Source organism: Streptomyces sp. NPDC002467, assembly GCF_042889825.1.
Classification (GTDB): Bacteria; Actinomycetota; Actinomycetes; order Streptomycetales; family Streptomycetaceae; genus Streptomyces.
This window is the reverse complement of the sequence record NZ_JBIARJ010000013.1, coordinates 155,873-174,010: the sequence shown is the minus strand read 5'-3', so window position 1 is coordinate 174,010 and position 18,138 is coordinate 155,873. Positions and strand designations below refer to the sequence as shown.

General features: G+C 69.4%; 19 protein-coding genes and 1 pseudogene. 6 read left to right on the top strand and 14 right to left on the bottom strand.

Going from position 1 to position 18,138, the window contains the following annotated elements; translation table 11 throughout:
* From ACFYYJ_RS26075 to ACFYYJ_RS26065, 3 genes and pseudogenes are all read right to left on the bottom strand, one after another.
* A pseudogene (locus ACFYYJ_RS26075) lies at window positions 1-2,529 on the bottom strand (hypothetical protein); the annotation flags it as partial.
* Window positions 2,530-2,674: 145 nt separating this feature from the next.
* A complete protein-coding gene (locus ACFYYJ_RS26070) occupies window positions 2,675-4,012 on the bottom strand; it encodes a dicarboxylate/amino acid:cation symporter (RefSeq protein WP_385362345.1) in 1,338 nt (445 codons plus the stop codon).
* Window positions 4,013-4,423: 411 nt separating this feature from the next.
* Window positions 4,424-4,696, bottom strand: coding sequence for a DUF4229 domain-containing protein (locus ACFYYJ_RS26065; RefSeq protein WP_385127694.1), 273 nt, complete (start codon window positions 4,694-4,696; stop codon window positions 4,424-4,426).
* Window positions 4,697-4,998: 302 nt separating this feature from the next.
* Between ACFYYJ_RS26065 and ACFYYJ_RS26060 the strand changes: the two genes are divergently transcribed.
* Both ACFYYJ_RS26060 and ACFYYJ_RS26055 read left to right on the top strand, forming a co-directional pair.
* Window positions 4,999-5,370, top strand: a complete 372-nt coding sequence (locus tag ACFYYJ_RS26060) for a peptidase inhibitor family I36 protein (protein WP_385362343.1) — start codon at window positions 4,999-5,001, stop codon at window positions 5,368-5,370.
* An 85-nt stretch (window positions 5,371-5,455) separates the two neighbouring features.
* The gene (locus ACFYYJ_RS26055) at window positions 5,456-6,349 is read left to right on the top strand and encodes a hypothetical protein (protein ID WP_389135882.1); all 894 of its coding nucleotides are present in this window, start codon (window positions 5,456-5,458) and stop codon (window positions 6,347-6,349) included.
* Here ACFYYJ_RS26055 and ACFYYJ_RS26050 read toward each other — a convergent pair.
* From ACFYYJ_RS26050 to ACFYYJ_RS26040, 3 genes are all read right to left on the bottom strand, one after another.
* Entirely contained in the window at window positions 6,324-6,848 is a 525-nt protein-coding gene (locus ACFYYJ_RS26050; protein WP_385362339.1) for a GNAT family N-acetyltransferase, read from the bottom strand. The two genes, ACFYYJ_RS26055 and ACFYYJ_RS26050, sit on opposite strands and share 26 nt — an antisense overlap.
* A gap of 112 nt (window positions 6,849-6,960) precedes the next feature.
* A complete protein-coding gene (gene mqnE / locus ACFYYJ_RS26045; RefSeq protein WP_376656900.1) occupies window positions 6,961-8,124 on the bottom strand; it encodes an aminofutalosine synthase MqnE in 1,164 nt (387 codons plus the stop codon).
* Between the two features lie 61 nt (window positions 8,125-8,185).
* Window positions 8,186-8,641 (bottom strand): Lrp/AsnC family transcriptional regulator, encoded by a 456-nt coding sequence (locus tag ACFYYJ_RS26040; protein ID WP_030009228.1) that lies wholly within the window; start codon window positions 8,639-8,641, stop codon window positions 8,186-8,188.
* 121 nt (window positions 8,642-8,762) lie between these two features.
* Here ACFYYJ_RS26040 and ACFYYJ_RS26035 point away from each other — a divergent pair, with 121 nt between their 5' ends.
* Window positions 8,763-8,897, top strand: a complete 135-nt coding sequence (locus tag ACFYYJ_RS26035) for a hypothetical protein (protein ID WP_385127647.1) — start codon at window positions 8,763-8,765, stop codon at window positions 8,895-8,897.
* Here ACFYYJ_RS26035 and ACFYYJ_RS26030 read toward each other — a convergent pair.
* Window positions 8,894-9,565, bottom strand: coding sequence for a UbiX family flavin prenyltransferase (locus tag ACFYYJ_RS26030; protein ID WP_385127645.1), 672 nt, complete (start codon window positions 9,563-9,565; stop codon window positions 8,894-8,896). The genes ACFYYJ_RS26035 and ACFYYJ_RS26030 overlap by 4 nt on opposite strands.
* 85 nt (window positions 9,566-9,650) lie before the next feature.
* Between ACFYYJ_RS26030 and ACFYYJ_RS26025 the strand changes: the two genes are divergently transcribed.
* Window positions 9,651-10,268, top strand: a complete 618-nt coding sequence (locus tag ACFYYJ_RS26025) for a rhomboid family intramembrane serine protease (RefSeq protein ID WP_389135874.1) — start codon at window positions 9,651-9,653, stop codon at window positions 10,266-10,268.
* A 157-nt stretch (window positions 10,269-10,425) separates the two neighbouring features.
* Here the strand turns inward: ACFYYJ_RS26025 and mqnP are convergent, their stop codons facing one another.
* From mqnP to ACFYYJ_RS26010, 3 genes are read right to left on the bottom strand one after another with little or no spacing between them, the layout of a single operon-like run.
* Window positions 10,426-11,346, bottom strand: coding sequence for a menaquinone biosynthesis prenyltransferase MqnP (gene mqnP / locus ACFYYJ_RS26020; RefSeq protein WP_385362334.1), 921 nt, complete (start codon window positions 11,344-11,346; stop codon window positions 10,426-10,428).
* The gene (locus ACFYYJ_RS26015; RefSeq protein WP_385362332.1) at window positions 11,346-11,816 is read right to left on the bottom strand and encodes a hypothetical protein; all 471 of its coding nucleotides are present in this window, start codon (window positions 11,814-11,816) and stop codon (window positions 11,346-11,348) included. Before ACFYYJ_RS26015 ends, mqnP begins: the two co-directional genes overlap by 1 nt.
* Window positions 11,813-13,270 (bottom strand): menaquinone biosynthesis decarboxylase, encoded by a 1,458-nt coding sequence (locus ACFYYJ_RS26010; protein WP_384584052.1) that lies wholly within the window; start codon window positions 13,268-13,270, stop codon window positions 11,813-11,815. The genes ACFYYJ_RS26015 and ACFYYJ_RS26010 overlap by 4 nt, the downstream gene beginning before the upstream one ends.
* A gap of 89 nt (window positions 13,271-13,359) precedes the next feature.
* Between ACFYYJ_RS26010 and ACFYYJ_RS26005 the strand changes: the two genes are divergently transcribed.
* Complete coding sequence (locus ACFYYJ_RS26005) at window positions 13,360-13,665, top strand: PLD nuclease N-terminal domain-containing protein (protein WP_385127631.1); 306 nt, start codon at window positions 13,360-13,362, stop codon at window positions 13,663-13,665.
* 29 nt (window positions 13,666-13,694) lie between these two features.
* Here ACFYYJ_RS26005 and ACFYYJ_RS26000 read toward each other — a convergent pair whose 3' ends face one another.
* The gene (locus tag ACFYYJ_RS26000) at window positions 13,695-14,060 is read right to left on the bottom strand and encodes a cupin domain-containing protein (protein ID WP_385362330.1); all 366 of its coding nucleotides are present in this window, start codon (window positions 14,058-14,060) and stop codon (window positions 13,695-13,697) included.
* Window positions 14,061-14,151: 91 nt separating this feature from the next.
* Here ACFYYJ_RS26000 and ACFYYJ_RS25995 point away from each other — a divergent pair, with 91 nt between their 5' ends.
* Window positions 14,152-14,619 (top strand): MarR family winged helix-turn-helix transcriptional regulator, encoded by a 468-nt coding sequence (locus ACFYYJ_RS25995; protein ID WP_385362328.1) that lies wholly within the window; start codon window positions 14,152-14,154, stop codon window positions 14,617-14,619.
* Between the two features lie 157 nt (window positions 14,620-14,776).
* Here ACFYYJ_RS25995 and ACFYYJ_RS25990 read toward each other — a convergent pair whose 3' ends face one another.
* The 3 genes from ACFYYJ_RS25990 to ACFYYJ_RS25980 are packed head-to-tail and all read right to left on the bottom strand — an operon-like array spanning window position 14,777 to window position 18,130.
* Window positions 14,777-15,289 carry an SRPBCC domain-containing protein gene (locus ACFYYJ_RS25990; protein WP_385362326.1) on the bottom strand — a complete coding sequence of 171 codons (513 nt, stop codon included), beginning with the start codon at window positions 15,287-15,289 and terminating at the stop codon, window positions 14,777-14,779.
* A 40-nt stretch (window positions 15,290-15,329) separates the two neighbouring features.
* Complete coding sequence (gene ccsB / locus ACFYYJ_RS25985) at window positions 15,330-16,415, bottom strand: c-type cytochrome biogenesis protein CcsB (protein ID WP_389135865.1); 1,086 nt, start codon at window positions 16,413-16,415, stop codon at window positions 15,330-15,332.
* Window positions 16,412-18,130, bottom strand: coding sequence for a cytochrome c biogenesis protein ResB (locus ACFYYJ_RS25980; RefSeq protein ID WP_389135862.1), 1,719 nt, complete (start codon window positions 18,128-18,130; stop codon window positions 16,412-16,414). The genes ccsB and ACFYYJ_RS25980 overlap by 4 nt, the downstream gene beginning before the upstream one ends.
* Window positions 18,131-18,138: the final 8 nt, after the last annotated feature.

Sequence of the window (18,138 nt, the reverse complement as noted above, 5' to 3'; positions counted from 1 at the left end):
CGGCACGACCGGCTTGTACGAGGAACCCGACCCGTCAGTCGTGTAGTAACCCGCCACATCCGCCAGCAGATGGACCGAGCCCGCGTGGTTGTAGAAGCTCACCTTCCCGTTCACCACGGGAACGATCACCAGGTTCGGGATCGTCTGGCCCGCCGTGAAGTTGAGGTTCGACGCACCGTTGCGGACCGTTCCCGCGGGGAACACCGACACGAAGCTGCCCGCCGTCGGCTCGGTCGCCGTCACGTTCAGGACCACCGCCGTCACACCCGTCGACGGGATACCGGCCGCGCCCGCGACCTGCAACGTCACCGTCCCGGCCGCACCCACCTTCGCCTTCGGGACACCCAACCCCTCACGCGAATCCATCAACCGCGTCGGCACGACCGGCTTGTACGAGGAACCCGACCCGTCAGTCGTGTAGTAACCCGCCACATCCGCCAGCAGATGGACCGAGCCCGCGTGGTTGTAGAAACTCACCTTCCCGTTCACCACGGGAACGACCACGAGATTGGGGATGGTCTGCGCTGCCGTGAAGTTGAGGTTCGACGCACCATTGCGGGCGGTCCCCGTGGGGAACACCGACACGAAACCGTCCGCCGTCGGCTCGGTCGCCGTCACGTTCAGGACCACCGCCGTGACACCCGTCGACGGAATCCCGGCCGTGCCCGTGACCTGGAGGCTCACCGTGCCGGCGGCACCCACCTTCGCCTTCGGAACACCCAGCCCGTCACGCGTGTCCATCAACCGCGTGGGCGCGATCGGCTTGTAGGTACCCAGGCCGAAGGTCGGCGGCGGTGGCAGCGTCACCGTCAGCTTGCCGCGCGGATAGTCGTGGTTGACCGCGTTGACGGTGATGTCCCAGGTGCCGGCGGGGGCCGTTCGCAGGTCCAGGGTCGCCTTCAGCGTCTTGCCGTCGTCGGAGACCGAGACGGTCGTGGCCGTCAGCGGCGCCGGACCCCCGGTCAGCTTGACGGTGGTGCTCATGCCCAGCGCCGTGCCCTGGACGGTGAGGGTCGCGATCGTGCCGCTCTGCGCGCTGTTCGGCGTGACCGTCCCGACGGACACTTCCTCCGAGCCGCACGGCGCGTTGGTGCAGGTGAGCTCCGCGCGGTATGCGGAACGCCAGTTGTAGTCCGACAGGGAGAGGACCAACAGGCTCTGACCGGTGGTCTGGCAGTCGTAGACGGACCAGCCGCCCGTGCAGAGGTTGCGCCCCGCGTTGTCGTAGAGCGCGACCTCCGGAACCACGGACCCGTCCGGGGAGCTGAGGTCGGCCCTGAACCGGTCGCCCGAGACGCTCGGCAGGACGGCGCACACGCCCGTGCGCTCAGGGGACAGCGCCTCGGTCAGCGGGCCGTACCCGTACGTGACCGATCCGGCCCGCGTGCACTCGGGCGCGGGCCCGGCGGCAGTGGCGATACGCCAGGCGTCCAGGTCGTAGGTGGTGGCCATGGCGTAGTTCAGTGGGACCTGGGTGACCACCTGGTAGCCCGTGGAGCCCGTCACGGTGCACGCCGTGGTGCGCTGCCGGCAGGCGATGCCGCCGTTGTCGTACATGACCATCGCGTGCGTGCCCAAGTGGCCGTCCCGGGGGTTGATGACCAGCCGGTCCGTGGCTGCGGCCGTGGTGATCCGGTGGCAGCGCAGGGTGCCGACCCGGCCGGACTTCCCGATCAGGGCCGGGGCGCCGATCGCCGTCGCGGCGGAGGCGTCGCAGCCGCGGGCCGTGGCGGTGACGTCCCGGCGGTCCAGGGTGTGGTTGCGCAGCTCGTCCTGGCCCTGCAAGAGCACGGTGTACGCCTTGCCGGCGGTGAAGGAGCAGCTGGTGAGGCCGTCCGTCCGGAGCTGCTGGCCTTGAGCGGGGTGCTCGTAGCAGTCGGGCCCGTTGCCGTCGGTGTCGACGAGGGTCATCGCGTAGCGCGGGAACAGCTCCGTGTTGTCCGGGACGCCGTAGCGGATGCGGAGGAGCTCGGAGGTGGAGTGCGCGTCGGCCGGGATGGTCAGGCAGTGCGAGAAGACACCGTTGCCGGTGTACAAGCGCACGGAGGACGTGTCCTCGTTGTCGTCGAAGCTCCCGGCGGGCAGGACCTGACAGTCCTTCTGGAGGATGTCCGTACGGACGAAGTGGACGCCGTACGGACCGGTCGCAGTGTCGTCATCGGCGTGTACCAGTGCGCGGAACGGTGCAGTCCCGGTGAGGGCGCAGCCGCCCCGGGCGAGATCGCCTCCCGTGCACTGTGCGGTGCCGTTCCGGTCGACCACCTCGACCTGGACGGTCAGGCTCGCGCCGCCGAGCGAGGTGAGGGCGGCGATTCGCGCGCCCTTCGGGCTCGGCAGCTCCAGGCAGTGCGTCTGCCCGGCCGTGGCGAAGGTGCCCTCGTACCGTCCTTCGGCGACGCCGACGCAGTTCTCGGCGACCGGTGCGGCCTGGGCGGCGCCCATCGGCAGGAGAAGTGTGGCGAGGACGGCGAACAGGCACGCCAGAACGGTGGAAATCGGGCGTCTTATGGACGCCGGTGTCAGTCTCATGGCCCCCCCGGGTGATGTGCGACGAGTGATCGTCGCACACGCATCCGGCTCCCGGCGGGCCGGGGCCGTACCCCTGACGGGGCGCGTGGACACGCCGCAGCCCCCGCCCGGACGGGGGCGGGGGCCGCGGCGGGTGCGGGTGGGGTTACGCGGCCACGGCGACCGGGGTCCGGTCGGCGGCCGGGGTCGGCTCGTCGTCCAGCGGGGAGGCCGAGGCGGTGGCGTACGCCTCCTTGTCGAGGATGCCCTCGCGGGCCGCGACGATGACCGGGACGAGGGCCTGGCCCGCCACGTTGGTGGCGGTGCGCATCATGTCCAGGATCGGGTCGATCGCCATCAGCAGGCCGACGCCCGCCAGCGGGAGGCCCAGGGTGGAGAGGGTCAGCGTCAGCATGACCGTCGCGCCCGTCAGGCCGGCCGTGGCCGCGGAGCCGATGACCGAGACGAAGACGATGAGCAGGTACTCCTTGATGCCCAGCTGCACGTCGAAGATCTGCGCGATGAAGATCGCGGCGAGCGCCGGGTAGATCGCGGCGCAGCCGTCCATCTTCGTGGTGGCGCCGAACGGGACGGCGAAGGAGGCGTACTCCTTCGGGACGCCGAGGCGCTCGGTGACCTTCTGGGTGACCGGCATCGTGCCGACCGAGGAGCGGGAGACGAACGCCAGCTGGATGGCGGGCCAGGCGCCCTTGAAGAACTGGAGCGGGCTGACCTTCGCGACCGTGGCGAGCAGGAGCGGGTAGACGCCGAAGAGGACGAGCGCGCAACCGATGTAGATGTCGGCGGTGAAGGTCGCGTACTTGCCGATGAGTTCCCAGCCGTACGTGGCGATCGCGGTGCCGATCAGGCCGATGGTGCCGATCGGGGCGAGGCGGATGACCCACCACAGGGCCTTCTGGAGGAGCTCCAGGGCGGACTCGGCGAGGTCGAGGACCGGCTTGGCCTTCCCGCCCAGCTGGAGGGCGGCGATGCCGGCGACCACGGCGAGGAAGACGATCTGGAGGACCTTCAGCTCGGTGAACGGCGTGACGATGTCCGTCGGCACGATCCCGGTGAGGAAGTCGATCCAGGAGCCGGTCCGCTTCGGGTCCTTGCCGTCGGCGGCGGTGAGGCCGGTGCCGGCGCCCGGGTCGGTCAGCAGGCCGAGCGCGAGGCCGATGCCGACCGCGATCAGCGAGGTGATCATGAACCACAGCAGGGTGCGGGAGGCCAGGCGGGCCGCGTTGTTGACCTTCCGCAGGTTGGTGATGGACACCAGGATCGCGAAGAAGACGAGCGGGGCGATCGCCAGCTTCAGCAGCTGGACGAATATGTCGCCGACCTTCTCCAGGGTGGTGCCGAGCCAGCTGACGTCCTGGCTGCGGGCGATCCAGCCGAAGAGGACGCCGAGGGCGAGGCCGGCGACTATCTGGGCCCAGAAGGGGAACTTGAACGAGGCTTTGGCGGGGCTGCCGGTGGCCTGGGGGGACGCGGACGCGGACACGGACACTCTCCGGTGGTGACGCACAAGGAAAAAGGGCGAAGTTCTGCGTGGTGATGCGGTGCGGCGACAGCCAGAAAGGGGCCGGCCGGGACCGCTGCTGTGCGAGTTCAGCTCAACAGCAACAGGCCGCGGACGCGCGGCGGCAGAGGTCGACGTGCAGGCGCGCCACGAGCGGGACGCTCGTGGTCATCGGGTGCGCAGCGGTGGTCGACATGTTGAACACGCTAACACTTCTACTTTGGGAATCTCAAAGGCGTACTTTGAGACAGAGGCGCGCGGCGCCCTCTTGCGCGACGCCTGAAGCCGCCGGAAGCCGCGCCGAACAGCGCCCGGGAACGCCAAAACCCCGGCACCGCGGGTGGTGTACCCGGCGCCGGGGCGGTTCGGTGTGTGATGAAACTAACCGGGGCCCTACGAGTTCGCGCGAGCGGCGTCGTCGGCCACGTCCTCCTGGCTGCGGTTGTCGGCCAGCTTCTGCTTCGCGCCCGCGACGCGTCCGGAGATCTGCACGGACATCTCGTCGCGCTGCTTGCGCAGGAGGACGAAGGACAGCGGGGCGGAGAGCACGAGGGCGAGCAGCACGAGCCAGACGGGGTTGGAGTCCCCGAGCGCGGAGGGCACCCAGCCGAGGCGGACGAGCCCGGCGACGAGGACGAGGCATCCGACGAAGATGCCCAGCCGCATCGCGGTGTAGCGGATCGTTGCGCTCGCCTTGAGGGCCACGGTGACCCCTTCCTACTCACTCGTCCCGGTCGCACGTCGACCCGTGCCCGTCCAGTGAAGCACGACGGCCCCACCCGGCGGGCAGCCGGGGCTTACCGCGGCGTTTGGATCTGACGCCAGCTCAGCGACCCGGGTCTCGTGACGATCTCCAATTCCTCAACAAACCATTGGTTGACCATGATCATCAACGAAGGTTTGTCATGTACAGGTGGTGCTGCGGTGGGGACTCGGCACACGACCTGACGAACGAGCAAGGGGAAACGATGAACATCAAGCGCACCGTGGCGGCCGCCGTGGCCGCCGCCGGCATCACGCTCGGGCTGGCCGCGCCGGCGAACGCAACGATATGCAGCGGCGGCGAATTCTGCCTCTACTACAATTCCAACCTCAATGGCGCCAAGCTCACGTTCGACTGGCCCGTCGAGGATCTCGCCGGGTACACGTTCGATTACAGTGGGGCCGGTGGCGGCCAGTGGGTGAAGAACAACGCCGCGTCCGCGCAGAACCACACCCAGGACTACGCCGGCGTTTACTTCAACTCGTACTTCTCGGGCCCGTTCGACTTCTTCAAGCCCGGCGTGTCGGGCAACCTCGTCAAGACGTACAACGACAACGCTTCCGTTGATTTCTGGTAGAAGCCGAATCCAGGAAAGGGTGCTCTGCACGGCCGTGACAGCGGACGCGCAGAGCACCCTTCTTGCGTAGACATAGGATGTTTCAGTGGTCTCCTCACGCTCCGGAGCGCACGTCACGGCACTCATTCTGCTGCCGCTCCTCTCCGCTTGCTCCCCGGGTCATGCCGGCCCGGGCGCCCCTCCTTCGCATTCCGGCGAGGTGGTGGGAAGGGCCGAGATCCGCAAGCTCGACGACAGCAAGGCGCTCACGCTCCCGCTGGACGTCTACCTGCTCTCAGCGGAAGACCTGGCCGTCATCGGCCGCGGACGGGCGGCCGCCATGGATCGCTGCCTCACGAGAATCGGGGCACAGCACGAGCCCGCGGTCAGCCGAGAGCCCCGGGTTCGCAACAATGAACGGCGTTACGGCATGGCGGATGCCGGGCTTGCAAGAGAATCCGGGTACCACGTCCCGAGCGCCGGTCGGCCGACCGAAAAATACCCACCGTCGATCATGGCCGTCATCAACGGCGAAACAGCCGAGTACAACGGCACCCCCGTACCCGAAGGCGGCTGCGCGGGAGAGGCGGACAGGGAACTCCACGAAAACGAGATGCAGGAAACGCTGAACCTCGCCCAGAAGCTCAACATGGCGAGTTACACGAAGTCACGGCAGGACCCGGCAGTGACCGCAGTGAGCAAGAAATGGTCCGACTGCATGAAAGAATCCGGACACGACTATCCCGACCCTCTTGCCGCGATAAGCGATCAGGGATTCCGGTCCGCCGAGCCCACCGACCGCGAGAAGGAGGTCGCGCTCGCCGATGTGCGGTGCAAGCAGAAGGTGAACCTGATCGGGGTGTGGGCCGCCGCGGAAACCGCGTACCAGCAGCAGCTGATCAAGGAGAATTCCGCCGAGTTGGAAAAGGGGCTCGCCGCGAAGCGGGCGACGATGTCCGCGGCTGCCGCGGCCGTCAGTGGAGCGGCAGCAGCATCGTGATGTCGTCGCGGTAGTCGCCGTCGGCCACCCGGATGGCGTCGGGGACGCGGCCGACCTCCTTGTAGCCGCAGGCCGCGTAGAAGCGCTCCAGGCCGTGGCCGCCGCGGGCGCCGAGGCGGATCGCCTCGATGCCCTCGATGGAGCGGGCGGCCGCCTCCGTCGCGGCCATCAGGTCGCGACCGTGGCCCTTGCCCTGATGACGGGGGTGGACCATCACCGTGTACGCCCACAGCCAGTGCAGCTGGAGCCGGTGCGTGTTGAGGGCGAGGAAGGCGGTGGCGGCCACCTCGCCCCGCTCGTCGTGTCCGACGAGCAGCCGCATCCCGCCGTCGGCGACCGCGGCGAGCTGCTTGATCAGCTGCGGCCGGATCTCGTCCCGGGTGACCGGCGCGACGAAGCCGACGGCTCCGCCCGCGTTGGTGACGTCCGTCCACAGGTCGAGGATGCCGCCGTGGAGGGTGGGGTCGATGACCGGATCCAAGGTGAAGGTAAGAGACACAGAGCTAGGTTACCCATTACATCTGCCCCGGTCCAGAAGCACGCGAGCCCCGATCCGGGCGGATCGGGGCTCGTTCGCTCTCGCTCGATGAGGGCCGCGGCGGACCGGTGGGTCAGACGCGCATCGCCTGCGGGGTCTCGCGCAGGCCGGCCTCCGGGCCGGGGTACTCGCGGATGATCTCGTACCGCGTATTGCGCTCGACCGGGCGGAAGCCCGCCTCGCGGATCAGGTCGAGGAGGTCCTCGCGGCCCAGCTTGTTCGGGGTGCCGTAGTTGTCCGCGTCATGCGTGATCTTGTACTCGACGACCGAGCCGTCCATGTCGTCCGCGCCGTGCTGGAGTGCGAGCTGTGCGGTCTGCACGCCGTGCATCACCCAGAAGACCTTGACGTGCGGGACGTTGTCGAACAGGAGCCGGGAGACCGCGAAGGTCTTCAGGGCCTCGGCGCCCGTCGCCATCGTCGTCCGCGCCTGGAGCTTGTTGCGTACCTTGCCGTCCTTCATGTCCACGAAGTCGTGCTGGTAGCGCAGCGGGATGAAGACCTGGAAGCCGCCGGTCTCGTCCTGGAGCTCGCGCAGCCGCAGCACGTGGTCCACGCGGTGGCGCGGCTCCTCGATGTGCCCGTAGAGCATCGTCGAAGGGGTCTTGAGGCCCTTCTCGTGCGCCAGACGGTGGATGCGCGACCAGTCCTCCCAGTGGGTGCGGTGGTCGACGATGTGCTGACGCACCTCCCAGTCGAAGATCTCCGCGCCGCCGCCGGTGAGCGACTCCAGGCCGGCCTCGATCAGCTCGTCGAGGATGTCGGAGGCCGACATGCCCGAGATCGTCTCGAAGTGGTGGATCTCCGTCGCCGTGAACGCCTTCAGCGAGACGTTCGGCAGCGCCTTCTTCAGCTCCGACAGCGAGCGCGGGTAGTAGCGCCACGGCAGGTTCGGGTGCAGGCCGTTGACGATGTGCAGCTCGGTGAGGTTCTCGTTCTCCATGGCCTTGGCCAGGCGCACGGCCTCCTCGATGCGCATCGTGTACGCGTCCTTCTCGCCCGGCTTGCGCTGGAACGAGCAGTACGCGCACGAGGCGGTGCACACGTTCGTCATGTTGAGGTGCCGGTTGACGTTGAAGTGGACGACGTCACCGTTCTTGCGCGTGCGCACCTCGTGGGCGAGGCCACCGAGCCAGGCCAGGTCGTCCGACTCGTAGAGGGCGATGCCGTCCTCACGGGTCAGCCGCTCGCCGGAGCGGACCTTCTCCTCCAGCTCGCGCTTGAGCCCAGCGTCCATGTACCGGTCGCCTCCCTGTATCCCTTTTACGCCTGTCCTGGAACCGTCACCCACCGTACTCTCAGGCCTCTTCGGGCAGTTCCCCGACCCGGTTCTCCCACTTGGTGGAGAGCACGATGGTGGTGCGGGTGCGCGAGACGCCCTTGGTGCCGGAGAGCTTGCGGATGATCTTCTCCAGGCCGTCCACGTCGTTGGCGCGGACCTTCAACATGAAGGAGTCGTCACCGGCGATGAACCAGCAGTCCTCGATCTCGGCGAGGTCGCGCAGTCGGCGGGCCACGTCCTCGTGGTCCGCGGCGTCGGAGAGGGAGATGCCGATCAGCGCCGTGACGCCGAGGCCGAGCGAGGCCGAGTCCACGGTCGCGCGGTAGCCGGTGATCACACCGGCCGTCTCCAGCCGGTTGATGCGGTCGGTGACGCTGGGGCCGGAGAGGCCCACGAGACGGCCCAGCTCCGCGTACGAGGCACGGCCGTTTTCCCGGAGTGCCTGGATGAGCTGCCTGTCCACCGTGTCCATTACGTGGAGCCTTCCATTATTCGGCGATCCTGCAAGTCTAGGTATAGAATCAAAGGCGCACAGGGTCAACACCCTGTGAATCTTTCAACAGATCAATGACGATCTTCAGGAGTGGTTCACCGTGTACACGATCGAGATGGCCTACGCGCACATGCGACAGCTCCAGGAGCTGGCCAACCGATCCCGCACCGACCAGCCGACCGCCGCGCACCGCGCCGACAAGGGCCGCAAGCCGCGCACCACCAAGAAGCGCTAATCGGCAGGGCGGGCTCCACCGAGCTCCCCCTCCCAACGGCGGTACAGCCGGTGCGGCACCCCTGCCGCGTCGAGCACCCGCCCCGCGACGAAATCCACCAGATCCTGGATGTGCGTCGCACCCGCGTAGAACGCCGGAGAGGCGGGCAGCACGATCGCGCCCGCCTCGTCCAGCGCCACCAGATGCTTCAGCGTCTGCCCGTTCAGCGGGGTCTCCCGCACCGCGACCACCAGTCGGCGCCGCTCCTTGAGCGTCACGCTCGCGACGCGCTGGAGCAGGTCCTTCGACAGCCCGAGCGCCACCCCCGCCACACAGGCCGTGGACGCCGGCACGATCAGCATCCCCTTGACGGGGTACGAGCCCGAGCTCGGCCCGGCAGCCAGGTCCCCCGCACCCCAGTAACGGACGTCGTCCAGTTCGGGCCGTGCGAAGGTGACGGGCTTCCCGTCGGCCCCCCGCTCCAGCCACTCACCCAGGTCGTCCCGCCAGTGCGCGTCGCGGAAGGCGATCCCGGTCTCGTCCAACAGGGTGAGCCTCGAAGCCCGGCTCACCACCAGGTCGACGCTCTCTCCGGCCGCGAGCAGCCCGCGGAGCACCGCCGCCGCGTACGGCGTTCCGGAGGCGCCGGAAACCCCGACCACCCACGGGGTGCGCTTGCGCTCAGTCATACCTCCGAGACTATCCGGCCACCGCGGGCGGGCACTCGCTAAGGTGGCCGCACGTTCCAGAGGCGGGACGGCACGGGGGGCGAGGATGAACACGGACACGGGCACGACGGTCGAAGCGAGCTGGACTCAGGGCGACCGGGCGAAGGCCGCGGCCAAGCTGATGCTCGGCTGGGTGGCCCTGCTGTGGGTGATCGAGGCCGTCGACTACGCCACCGGGCACGCGCTGGACGCGTACGGCATCTTCCCCCGCGACCCCGACCACCTGGTCGGCATCGTCGCCCATCCCTTCCTGCACTTCGGCTTCGACCACGTGGCGTCCAACAGCCTGCCGCTGCTCGTCCTCGGCTTCATAGCCGCCCTCAGCGGCATCCGCCGCTTCCTCGCCGTGAGCGCGCTCAACATAGCGGCGGTCGGGATCGGTTCCTGGCTGATCGCCCCGCCGAACACCGTCGGGGCCGGCGCCTCGGGGCTCGTCTTCGGCCTCTTCGGGTACGTGGTCGTCCGCGGCTTCGTCGAACGCAAGCCGCTCAACGCCGTGGTGGGCCTGGTCCTCGGCGCGCTCTGGGGCGGCACGGCCTTCCTGGGCATCCTGCCCGCCGACGGCGTCGGCTGGTGGGCCCACCTCATCGGGCTGGTCGCGGGCGTCCTGACGGCCCTGTACTTCCGCCGCCCCGCCCGGCCGGCCCCCGCCCTGGTCCTCTAGTGCTCTGGCCGGAAAGGTTTGCCGGCTCGCGGCGTCCGGTGCGGTGCATCGCAAGGCGGAGGGCCACGCCTTGTACTGGACGTACTTGCGTGGCGCGACAACGCGGCGAGGTGCCGTGCCGGGCGTCGTGAGGCGGTGAACCTTTCCGGTCAGAGCACTAGAGGGCCAGGCCGCGGACCACGAGGTCCAGCAGGGCGCACACGAACAGGGCGATGCCGATGAAGCCGTTGACCGTGAAGAACGCCCGGTTCAGGCGGGACAGGTCGTTCGGGGTCACGATGCCGTGCTCGTAGAAGAAGGCGCAGACCACGATCAGCAGCCCCGCCCAGAAGAACGCCCCCGCGTCGGTGGCGAGGGCGTACCAGGCCAGCAGGGCCGTGGTGACGACGTGCGCGCCCCGCGCGCCCCAGAGCGCGGCGGCCACGCCGAAGCGGGCCGGGACCGACTTGACTCCGTCGGCGCGGTCGGCCGCCACGTCCTGGCTGGCGAAGATCAGGTCGAAGCCGCCGATCCAGACGCCCACCGCGAGGCCGAGGATGACCGCGTCCCAGGACCACTCCCCGGTGACGGCCAGCCAGGCCCCGATGGGCCCTATCGCCTGGGCGACGCCCAGGATGGCGTGCGGGAAGTTCGTGAACCGCTTGCCGTACGGGTAGACGACCATCGGTACGACGGCCACGGGCGCGAGCACCAGGCACAGCGGGTTCAGCAGCGCCGCCGAGCCGAGGAACACGGCGAGCGCGATCCCGGCCCCGGTCCACGCGGACCGCACCGACACCGCCCCGGTGACCAGTTCACGGCCGGCGGTGCGGGGATTGCGGGCGTCGATCTCGCGGTCGATGATCCGGTTCGCGGCCATCGCGAAGGTCCGCAGCCCCACCATGCAGACGGTGACGAGCAGCAGCGTGCCCCAGTGCACCGTCCGGTCCACCTGGAACATGGCGGTGAGCGCGGCGATGTAGGCGAAGGGCAACGCGAAGACCGAGTGCTCGATCATCACGAGCCGTAGGAACGCCTTGACCTTGTTGGTGGCTTCCGGCGCGGGGCCCTGACCGACCACTCCGTCGGCGGTGGTCATCACGCGAGGCTCCTGCGGAAGTCGTCGAGGTCGGCCAGCAGGCCGGCGTCGGGCAGCACGCCCAGGTCCAGGGTCACCGGCTCCATGTCCTCGCCCTCGGGCGGGGTGACACGGGCCGTGAACGCGTGGCCGTCGGTGTCGGCCGGACGGGCCGTGAGGCTGAGCACGGGGCCCGCCTCGATCGTGAACGGCTCGCCGCTGCCCAGTGCGAGGCGCAGCCGCTCGGCGAAGTCCTCCGCCTCGGCGTCGCGGAGACCCGGCAGCTCGAAGCCGCCGCCCTCGCCGTCCTCCTGGTCGAGCATCAGCGCCCAGAGGTTGCCGGGGCCCGCGAACTCCTCGGGCGAGACCCCCGCCTGCTCGGCGGCCGCGCGGACCCCCGGGTCGGTGGGGTCGAGCTGCGGGCGTACGAGGGCGACGTAGGTGTCGTCACCGATGAAGAGGGCGGGGCCGCCCATGGCGACGGGGCTCACAGGCCGTATTCCTTCCAGCGGCGGTCGACGAGCGCGGCGGTCGCCGGGTCGGACTCGACCATGTCGGGCCAGCCGCCGTCGCGGGTGTAGCCCTCCTCGGGCAGCTTCTTCGTGGCGTCGATGCCCGCCTTGCCGCCCCAGAACTGCTGGTACGAGGCGTGGTCGAGGTGGTCGACCGGGCCCTCGACGACGGTGAGGTCGCGGGAGTAGTCCGTGTTCCCCAGCGCCCGCCAGGACACCTCGTGCAGGTCGTGGACGTCGCAGTCGGAGTCCACCACGATGATCAGCTTGGTCAGCGACATCATGTGCGCGCCCCAGATGGCGTGCATGACCTTCTGCGCGTGCTTCGGGTACTTCTTGTCGATCGAGACGATCGCGCAGTTGTGGAAGCCGCCCGACTCGGGCAGGTGGTAGTCCACGATGTCCGGCACGATGATCTTGAGGAGCGGGAGGAAGAAACGCTCCGTCGCGCGGCCCAGCGGGCCGTCCTCCGTCGGGGGACGGCCTACGACGATCGACTGGAGCAGCGGGCGCTTGCGCATCGTCACGCAGTCGATCTTCAGCGCCGGGAACGGCTCCTGCGGGGTGTAGAAGCCGGTGTGGTCGCCGAAGGGGCCCTCGGGGAGCATCTCGCCCGGCTCCAGCCAGCCCTCGATGACGACTTCGGCGTTGGCCGGGACCTGGAGCGGGACCGTCTTGCAGTCGACCATCTCGATCCGCTTGCCCGCCACGAACCCGGCGAAGAGGTACTCGTCGATGTCACCCGGCAGCGGCGCGGTGGACGCGTACGTCACCGCCGGCGGGCAGCCGAAGGCGATCGCGACCGGCAGCCGCTCGCCGCGCTTGGCGGCGACGGCGTAGTGGTTGCGGCTGTCCTTGTGGATCTGCCAGTGCATGCCGATGGTGCGCTTGTCGTGGCGCTGGAGGCGGTAGAGGCCGAGGTTGCGCACGCCCGTCTCGGGGTGCTTGGTGTGGGTCAGGCCCAGGTTGAAGAAGGAGCCGCCGTCCTTCGGCCAGGTGAAGAGGGCCGGGAGGGCGTCGAGGTCCACGTCGTCGCCGGTGAGGACGACCTCCTGCACGGGTGCGGAGTCGCCCTTCACCTTCTTCGGAGGGACGTGGACCATCGAACCGAGCTTGCCGAACGCCTCGCGGACCCCGATGAAGCCCTGCGGCAGCTCGGGCTTGAGCAGGCCGCCGATCTTCTCGCTGATCTCGCCGTACGACTTGAGGCCGAGGGCCTTGAGCAGGCGGCGGTCGGTGCCGAAGACGTTCATGGCCAGCGGCATCGCCGAGCCCTTGACGTTCTCGAAGAGGAGCGCGGGACCCCCCGCCTTGTTCACCCTGTCGACGATCTCCCCGACCTCCAGGTACGGGTCGACTTCGGCCTTGATGCGCTTGAGGTCGCCTTCTCGCTCCAGAGCCCGGAGCAGCGAGCGGAGATCGTCGTAAGCCATAGGGGCAAGTATCCGTCAACAACTACTCTGGGGTTGTCACCGGGCCCCGCGCGGGCCCGCCGCCACTGCCCGGGAGTCGGTCCCACACCGTGCTGCGCTATCTGCCCTTCCTGCTGATCATCGCGCTGACCATCTACGCCTTCATCGACTGCCTGAACACCCCGGAGGAGGAGGTCAAGCACCTCCCCAAGGTGGTCTGGGTGATCATCATCCTGCTCTTCTCGATCGTCGGCCCGGTGGTGTGGCTGTTCGCGGGCAAGAAGCGGTCGGCCGTGGGCGGTGGGCGCGCGGCGCGGAACCAGTGGGTGGCGCCGGACGACAATCCGGAGTTCCTGCGGTCGCTGCGCGAGGAGCAGGACCGGAAGAAGGACAAGAAGGACGACGAGCAGTCGTAGCCGTCGGCCGTCGGGTCCCGCCGGGCGTCCTACTGGGCCCAGGCCAGGACGCGGGTGCCCTCGGTGCCGGGGACGGAGACGACGCCGTCCGCCCGCATGGCCACGTACGCCCGGAACGACTCGGCGGCGTGGATGCGACGGAGCACGTCGGGCGGCAGGACCAGGGTCTGGCCGGTGGTCACCTTCTCGGTGCGGCCGTCGCAGGTGACCTCCAAGGAGCCGGCCGTGACCGTCCAGACCTGCTCGCGGCTGACGGAGTGTTCGGGGCCGGTGCTCCCGGCGGGCATGTCGACGTGCCAGGTGCTGAGCTCGGCGCTGCCCCGGCTGGGGGCGGCGAGGCCGGTCATGGTGGCGTTCGGGGTGACGATGACGTGCTCGGGGGAATTGGTGATCACGTGCAAGAGGAGCCCTCGTTCCATTGAGTCAAGTAGCTTTACTCGCTGAGATGAGTAAAGCAGCTTGTCTTGCCCGTGTCACCATGTTTCCGTGACCAACCGACGAGACGACGACGGCATCGAGCTGGCCTTCCTGCTGGGGCTCGGCTTCCAGCTGCTGCTGGGCGAGTTCACCAGGCGGGTCGGCGAGGCCGGGTACGCCGACCTGCGCCCCGCGCACGGCATGGCGTTCCAGGCGCTGAAGGGGCCCGGAGCCACCGCGAGCGAGCTCGCCGAGCGGCTCGGGGTGACCAAACAGGCGGCCGGACAGCTCGTCGACGACCTGGAGAAGCGCGGCTACGTCCGCCGCGAGCCGCACCCGGAAGGGGGCCGGCGCAAGCTGGTGGTGCTCACCGCCGCCGCCGACGAGCACCTGGCCGTCGCGGGCCGGATCCTGCACGAGCTGGAGGCGGAGCTGGGCGGCACCGTCGACCTCGGCACCCTGCGCGGCGAGCTGGGGCGCCTGGTGCGCACGCTCAACGGGGAGGCGGAACTGCCGCCCCTGCGACCCGTGTGGTGAGCCGTGGCCTCGCGGGGCGGCGGGCGGGCGACGGGGCGGCGGCGGTCGGGATACGGTGCGGCGCCGTTGCGGGGGCTCCGCCCCCGGACACCCCGCGCCTCAAACGCCGGCGGGGCTGGAGGTGTCGCCGGCGGGGCTGGAACCGCGGCGCCGGCGGTCAGGCCGCCGAGGCGCGGGAGAAGGAGGCGTAGGCCTCGCGGAGCTCGGCCCAGCGGGTGTCGGACCAGGTGGACCAGTCCGCCGGGTGGCCGGCCAGGGCCGAGTTGAGCAGTTCGAAGTGTTCGTGCCAGCCGGCGAGGCAGTCCAGGCGCTCGTCCTCGGGACCGCCGCGTTCGTTCACGAAACGGATCACCGTGGAATCCGTGCCGACCGCCTCCAGGTGGAAGCGGATCCGCCCGTGCTCGGTGACCGTGTACTCCACGACCCGCTCGACGTCCCAGGCGGTGATGCGGCCGGTCACCACCGTCCCGGTGTTCAGCCAGCGCAGCATGACGGCCCCGCCGAGCCGGCGTTCCAGTACGTCGGCCGCGGCCAGCCAGGTGCGCAGTCCGTCCGCCCTGGTCAGGGCGGGCCAGAGCACCTCGTAGGAGTACGGCAGGTGCAGCTCGAAGCGGAGCAGCCAGCGGTTCTCGCCGCGGCGCTCGCTGGTGGCATGGCTCACGAGAGACATACCACCAGCGTCCCACTCCCGGCGGTCGGACGCCCGGCGGTCAGACGCCCGCGTAGGAGTGCAGGCCGTTGAGGACCATGTTCACGCCGTAGTAGTTCCAGATCCAGCAGACGAAGGCGAAGAGACCCAGGTAGGCGGCCTTGCGGCCCTTCCAGCCGGCGGTGGCGCGCGCGTGCAGGTAGCAGGCGTACGCGACCCAGGTCACGAAGGACCAGACCTCCTTGGGGTCCCAGCCCCAGTAGCGGCCCCAGGCGTCGCCCGCCCAGATGGCGCCCGCGATGATCGTGAAGGTCCACAGCGGGAAGACGGCCGCGTTGATGCGGTAGGAGAACTTGTCGAGCGAGGCCGCCGAGGGCAGCCGCTCCATCACGGAGGCGGCGAACTTGCCGGGCGTGCCGCCGTTCGCGAGCTTGTTCTCGTACGAGTCGCGGAAGAGGTACAGCAGGGTGCCGGCCGCGCCGAGGTAGAAGACGGCGCCGCAGAAGATCGCGGTGGAGACGTGGATCCACAGCCAGTACGAGTGCAGGGCCGGGACGAGCTGGTCGCTGTCGGTGTAGAGGACCGTGACGGCGATGCCGAGGTCCAGCAGGACGGTGGTGACCAGGATCAGGCCGAGCCAGCGGACGTTCTTCTTCAGGGCGAGCAGCACCAGGTACGCGCCGACGGCCACCGTGGAGAAGGTGATCGAGAACTCGTACATGTTGCCCCACGGGGCCCGCTGCACCGACAGCGCGCGGGTGAGGACGCCGCCCGCCTCGATGAGGAACGCGAGCGCGGTCAGCGAGACCGCGATCCGCCCGTACAGGTCGCCCTGCTCGGTGCCGCCCGCGGCGCCCGGGCCGTCCGGCACGTCACGGGTGCCGGCGGCGGAGCGGGTGGTGACCTTGGGCCGGTCCAGGACCGCGGTGCCCCCGTTCTTGCCGCGCACCTGCACGGCGGGGGCCGCCTGGGCCTCCCCGGCGCCGGTGAGCGCGGCGGCGGTGCGGCCGACCTTGCTGCGGCTGCCGAAGGTCCACTCGGCGATGTGCGCGAAGAAGGCGAGCGTGAAGACCGCCATCGACGAATAGACCAGGTAGTTGCTGATCTGAGCCAGGTTCTCGTTGGTCGCGGCTGCGAGCGGCGTCATCCGCGCTCTCCTTCAGGGGTTTCTTCAACAGGATCAGACGCGCTCGGCGCCTGCTGGTGGAGCGTCGCCGCGAGGTCCGACAGCTCCTGCGGGAGCCTGGCGGACTCGCTGCGGCCGAGGCCCGCCATCTCGACGACGGTGACGCCGTCCTTGCCGGTCACCGCGCGGACCCAGATCCGGCGGCGCTGGATGAACAGCGATCCGGCCAGGCCCGCGATGGCGGCGATCGCGCCCGCGAGGGCGAGGCCGCTGCCGGGCTGGTGGGTGACGGAGAAGGTGGCCCAGCGCTCGATGCCCTCGAACTTCACGGAGCCCGCGCCGTCGGGCAGCTCCATCGTCTCGCCGGGCAGCAGCATCTTGGCGAGCGGGTCGCCGTTCTCCTTCTTGAACTGCTGCATCTTGGTCGTGTCCAGCTGGTACACGTTCTGCGGCAGACCCGAGTCCACGCCGAGGCTGCCGTGGTAGGCGTTGATCGCCATCACCGGGAAGTTCGCGTCCGGGAACTGGGAGAGCATCGTGCCCTGGCCCTTGCCCGCGAAGGTCGGCACGAACTGGGCCGAGAAGCCGAGCTGCTCCTTCTCGCCGTTCTTGTTCTTGTAGCCGTCGGTGACCTTGATGGCGCCGCGCGAGGTGAGGTTCTTGTCCTGCGGCAGCATCGGCACGGCGTCCTTGAAGACGACCTTGCCGGTGGGGTCGGTCACCGAGACGATCGGCGCGTAGCCGTGGCCGAGCAGGTAGACCTTGGAGCCGTCGACTTCGAGGGGCTTGTTGACCTCGATCTCGGCCTTCTTCGGCTTGCCGTCGGCGCCCTCGCTGTAGGTGACGTGCGCCTTGAAGTCGCGCGGGGTGCCCTTCTGCGGGCCGTCGGGCTCGAAGGTGGCGTCGAACTCGTCGAGGGTGAAGCTGAAGGGCGGCAGGTCGTCGGGGTCGAACATGCTGCCCGACTTGAAGTCGTCGTACTGGGTGAGCGTGTTCGCGAAGCCGCTGCCGCGCAGGACGAGCTTGCCGCCCTCGGACATGAAGAGCTTGCCCCAGGCGAAGGCCACGAGCATCACGATGAGCGCGACGTGGAAGATCAGGTTCCCGGCCTCGCGGAGGTAGCCCTTCTCCGCCGAGACATGGCCCTCGCCCGCTTCGGTGCGGAAGCGGCGCCCGGCCAGCAGGTTCTTCGCGTGGGCGAGGACCTCGTCGGGGGACTTCTCGGTGCGCCAGGTGGTGTGCGCGGGGAGCCGGTCGAGGCGGCGGGGGGCGGCCGGCGGGCGGCCCCTGAGCTGGCCGACGAACTGCCAGGTACGGGGCAGGATGCAGCCGATGAGGGAGACGAAGAGCAGGATGTAGATCGCGGAGAACCAGAACGACGTGTAGACGTCGAAGAGCTGGAGCTTCTCGGCGACCGTCACCCAGGAGGCGTGGGTGCGCTTCCACTCGGCGACCTTCATCAGGTCGACGGAGTTCTGCGGGATCAGGGAGCCGGGGATCGCGCCGAGGGACAACAGGAACAGCAGGATCAGCGCCACCCGCATGGAGGTGAGCTGCCGCCAGATCCAGCGGGCCCAGCCGATCACGCCGATGCCGACGGGACCACTGTCCTCCTCGGGGGCGGTGGAGAGCTGGGAGCCGGCCGCCGCCTCCACGGCGTCGGCGGCCGCGGTGGCCGCCGTGGCCTCGGCCGGGTCGTGCGACGCCTCGGTGGACGCGTTGTCTGTCGTACTCATGTCCGTTT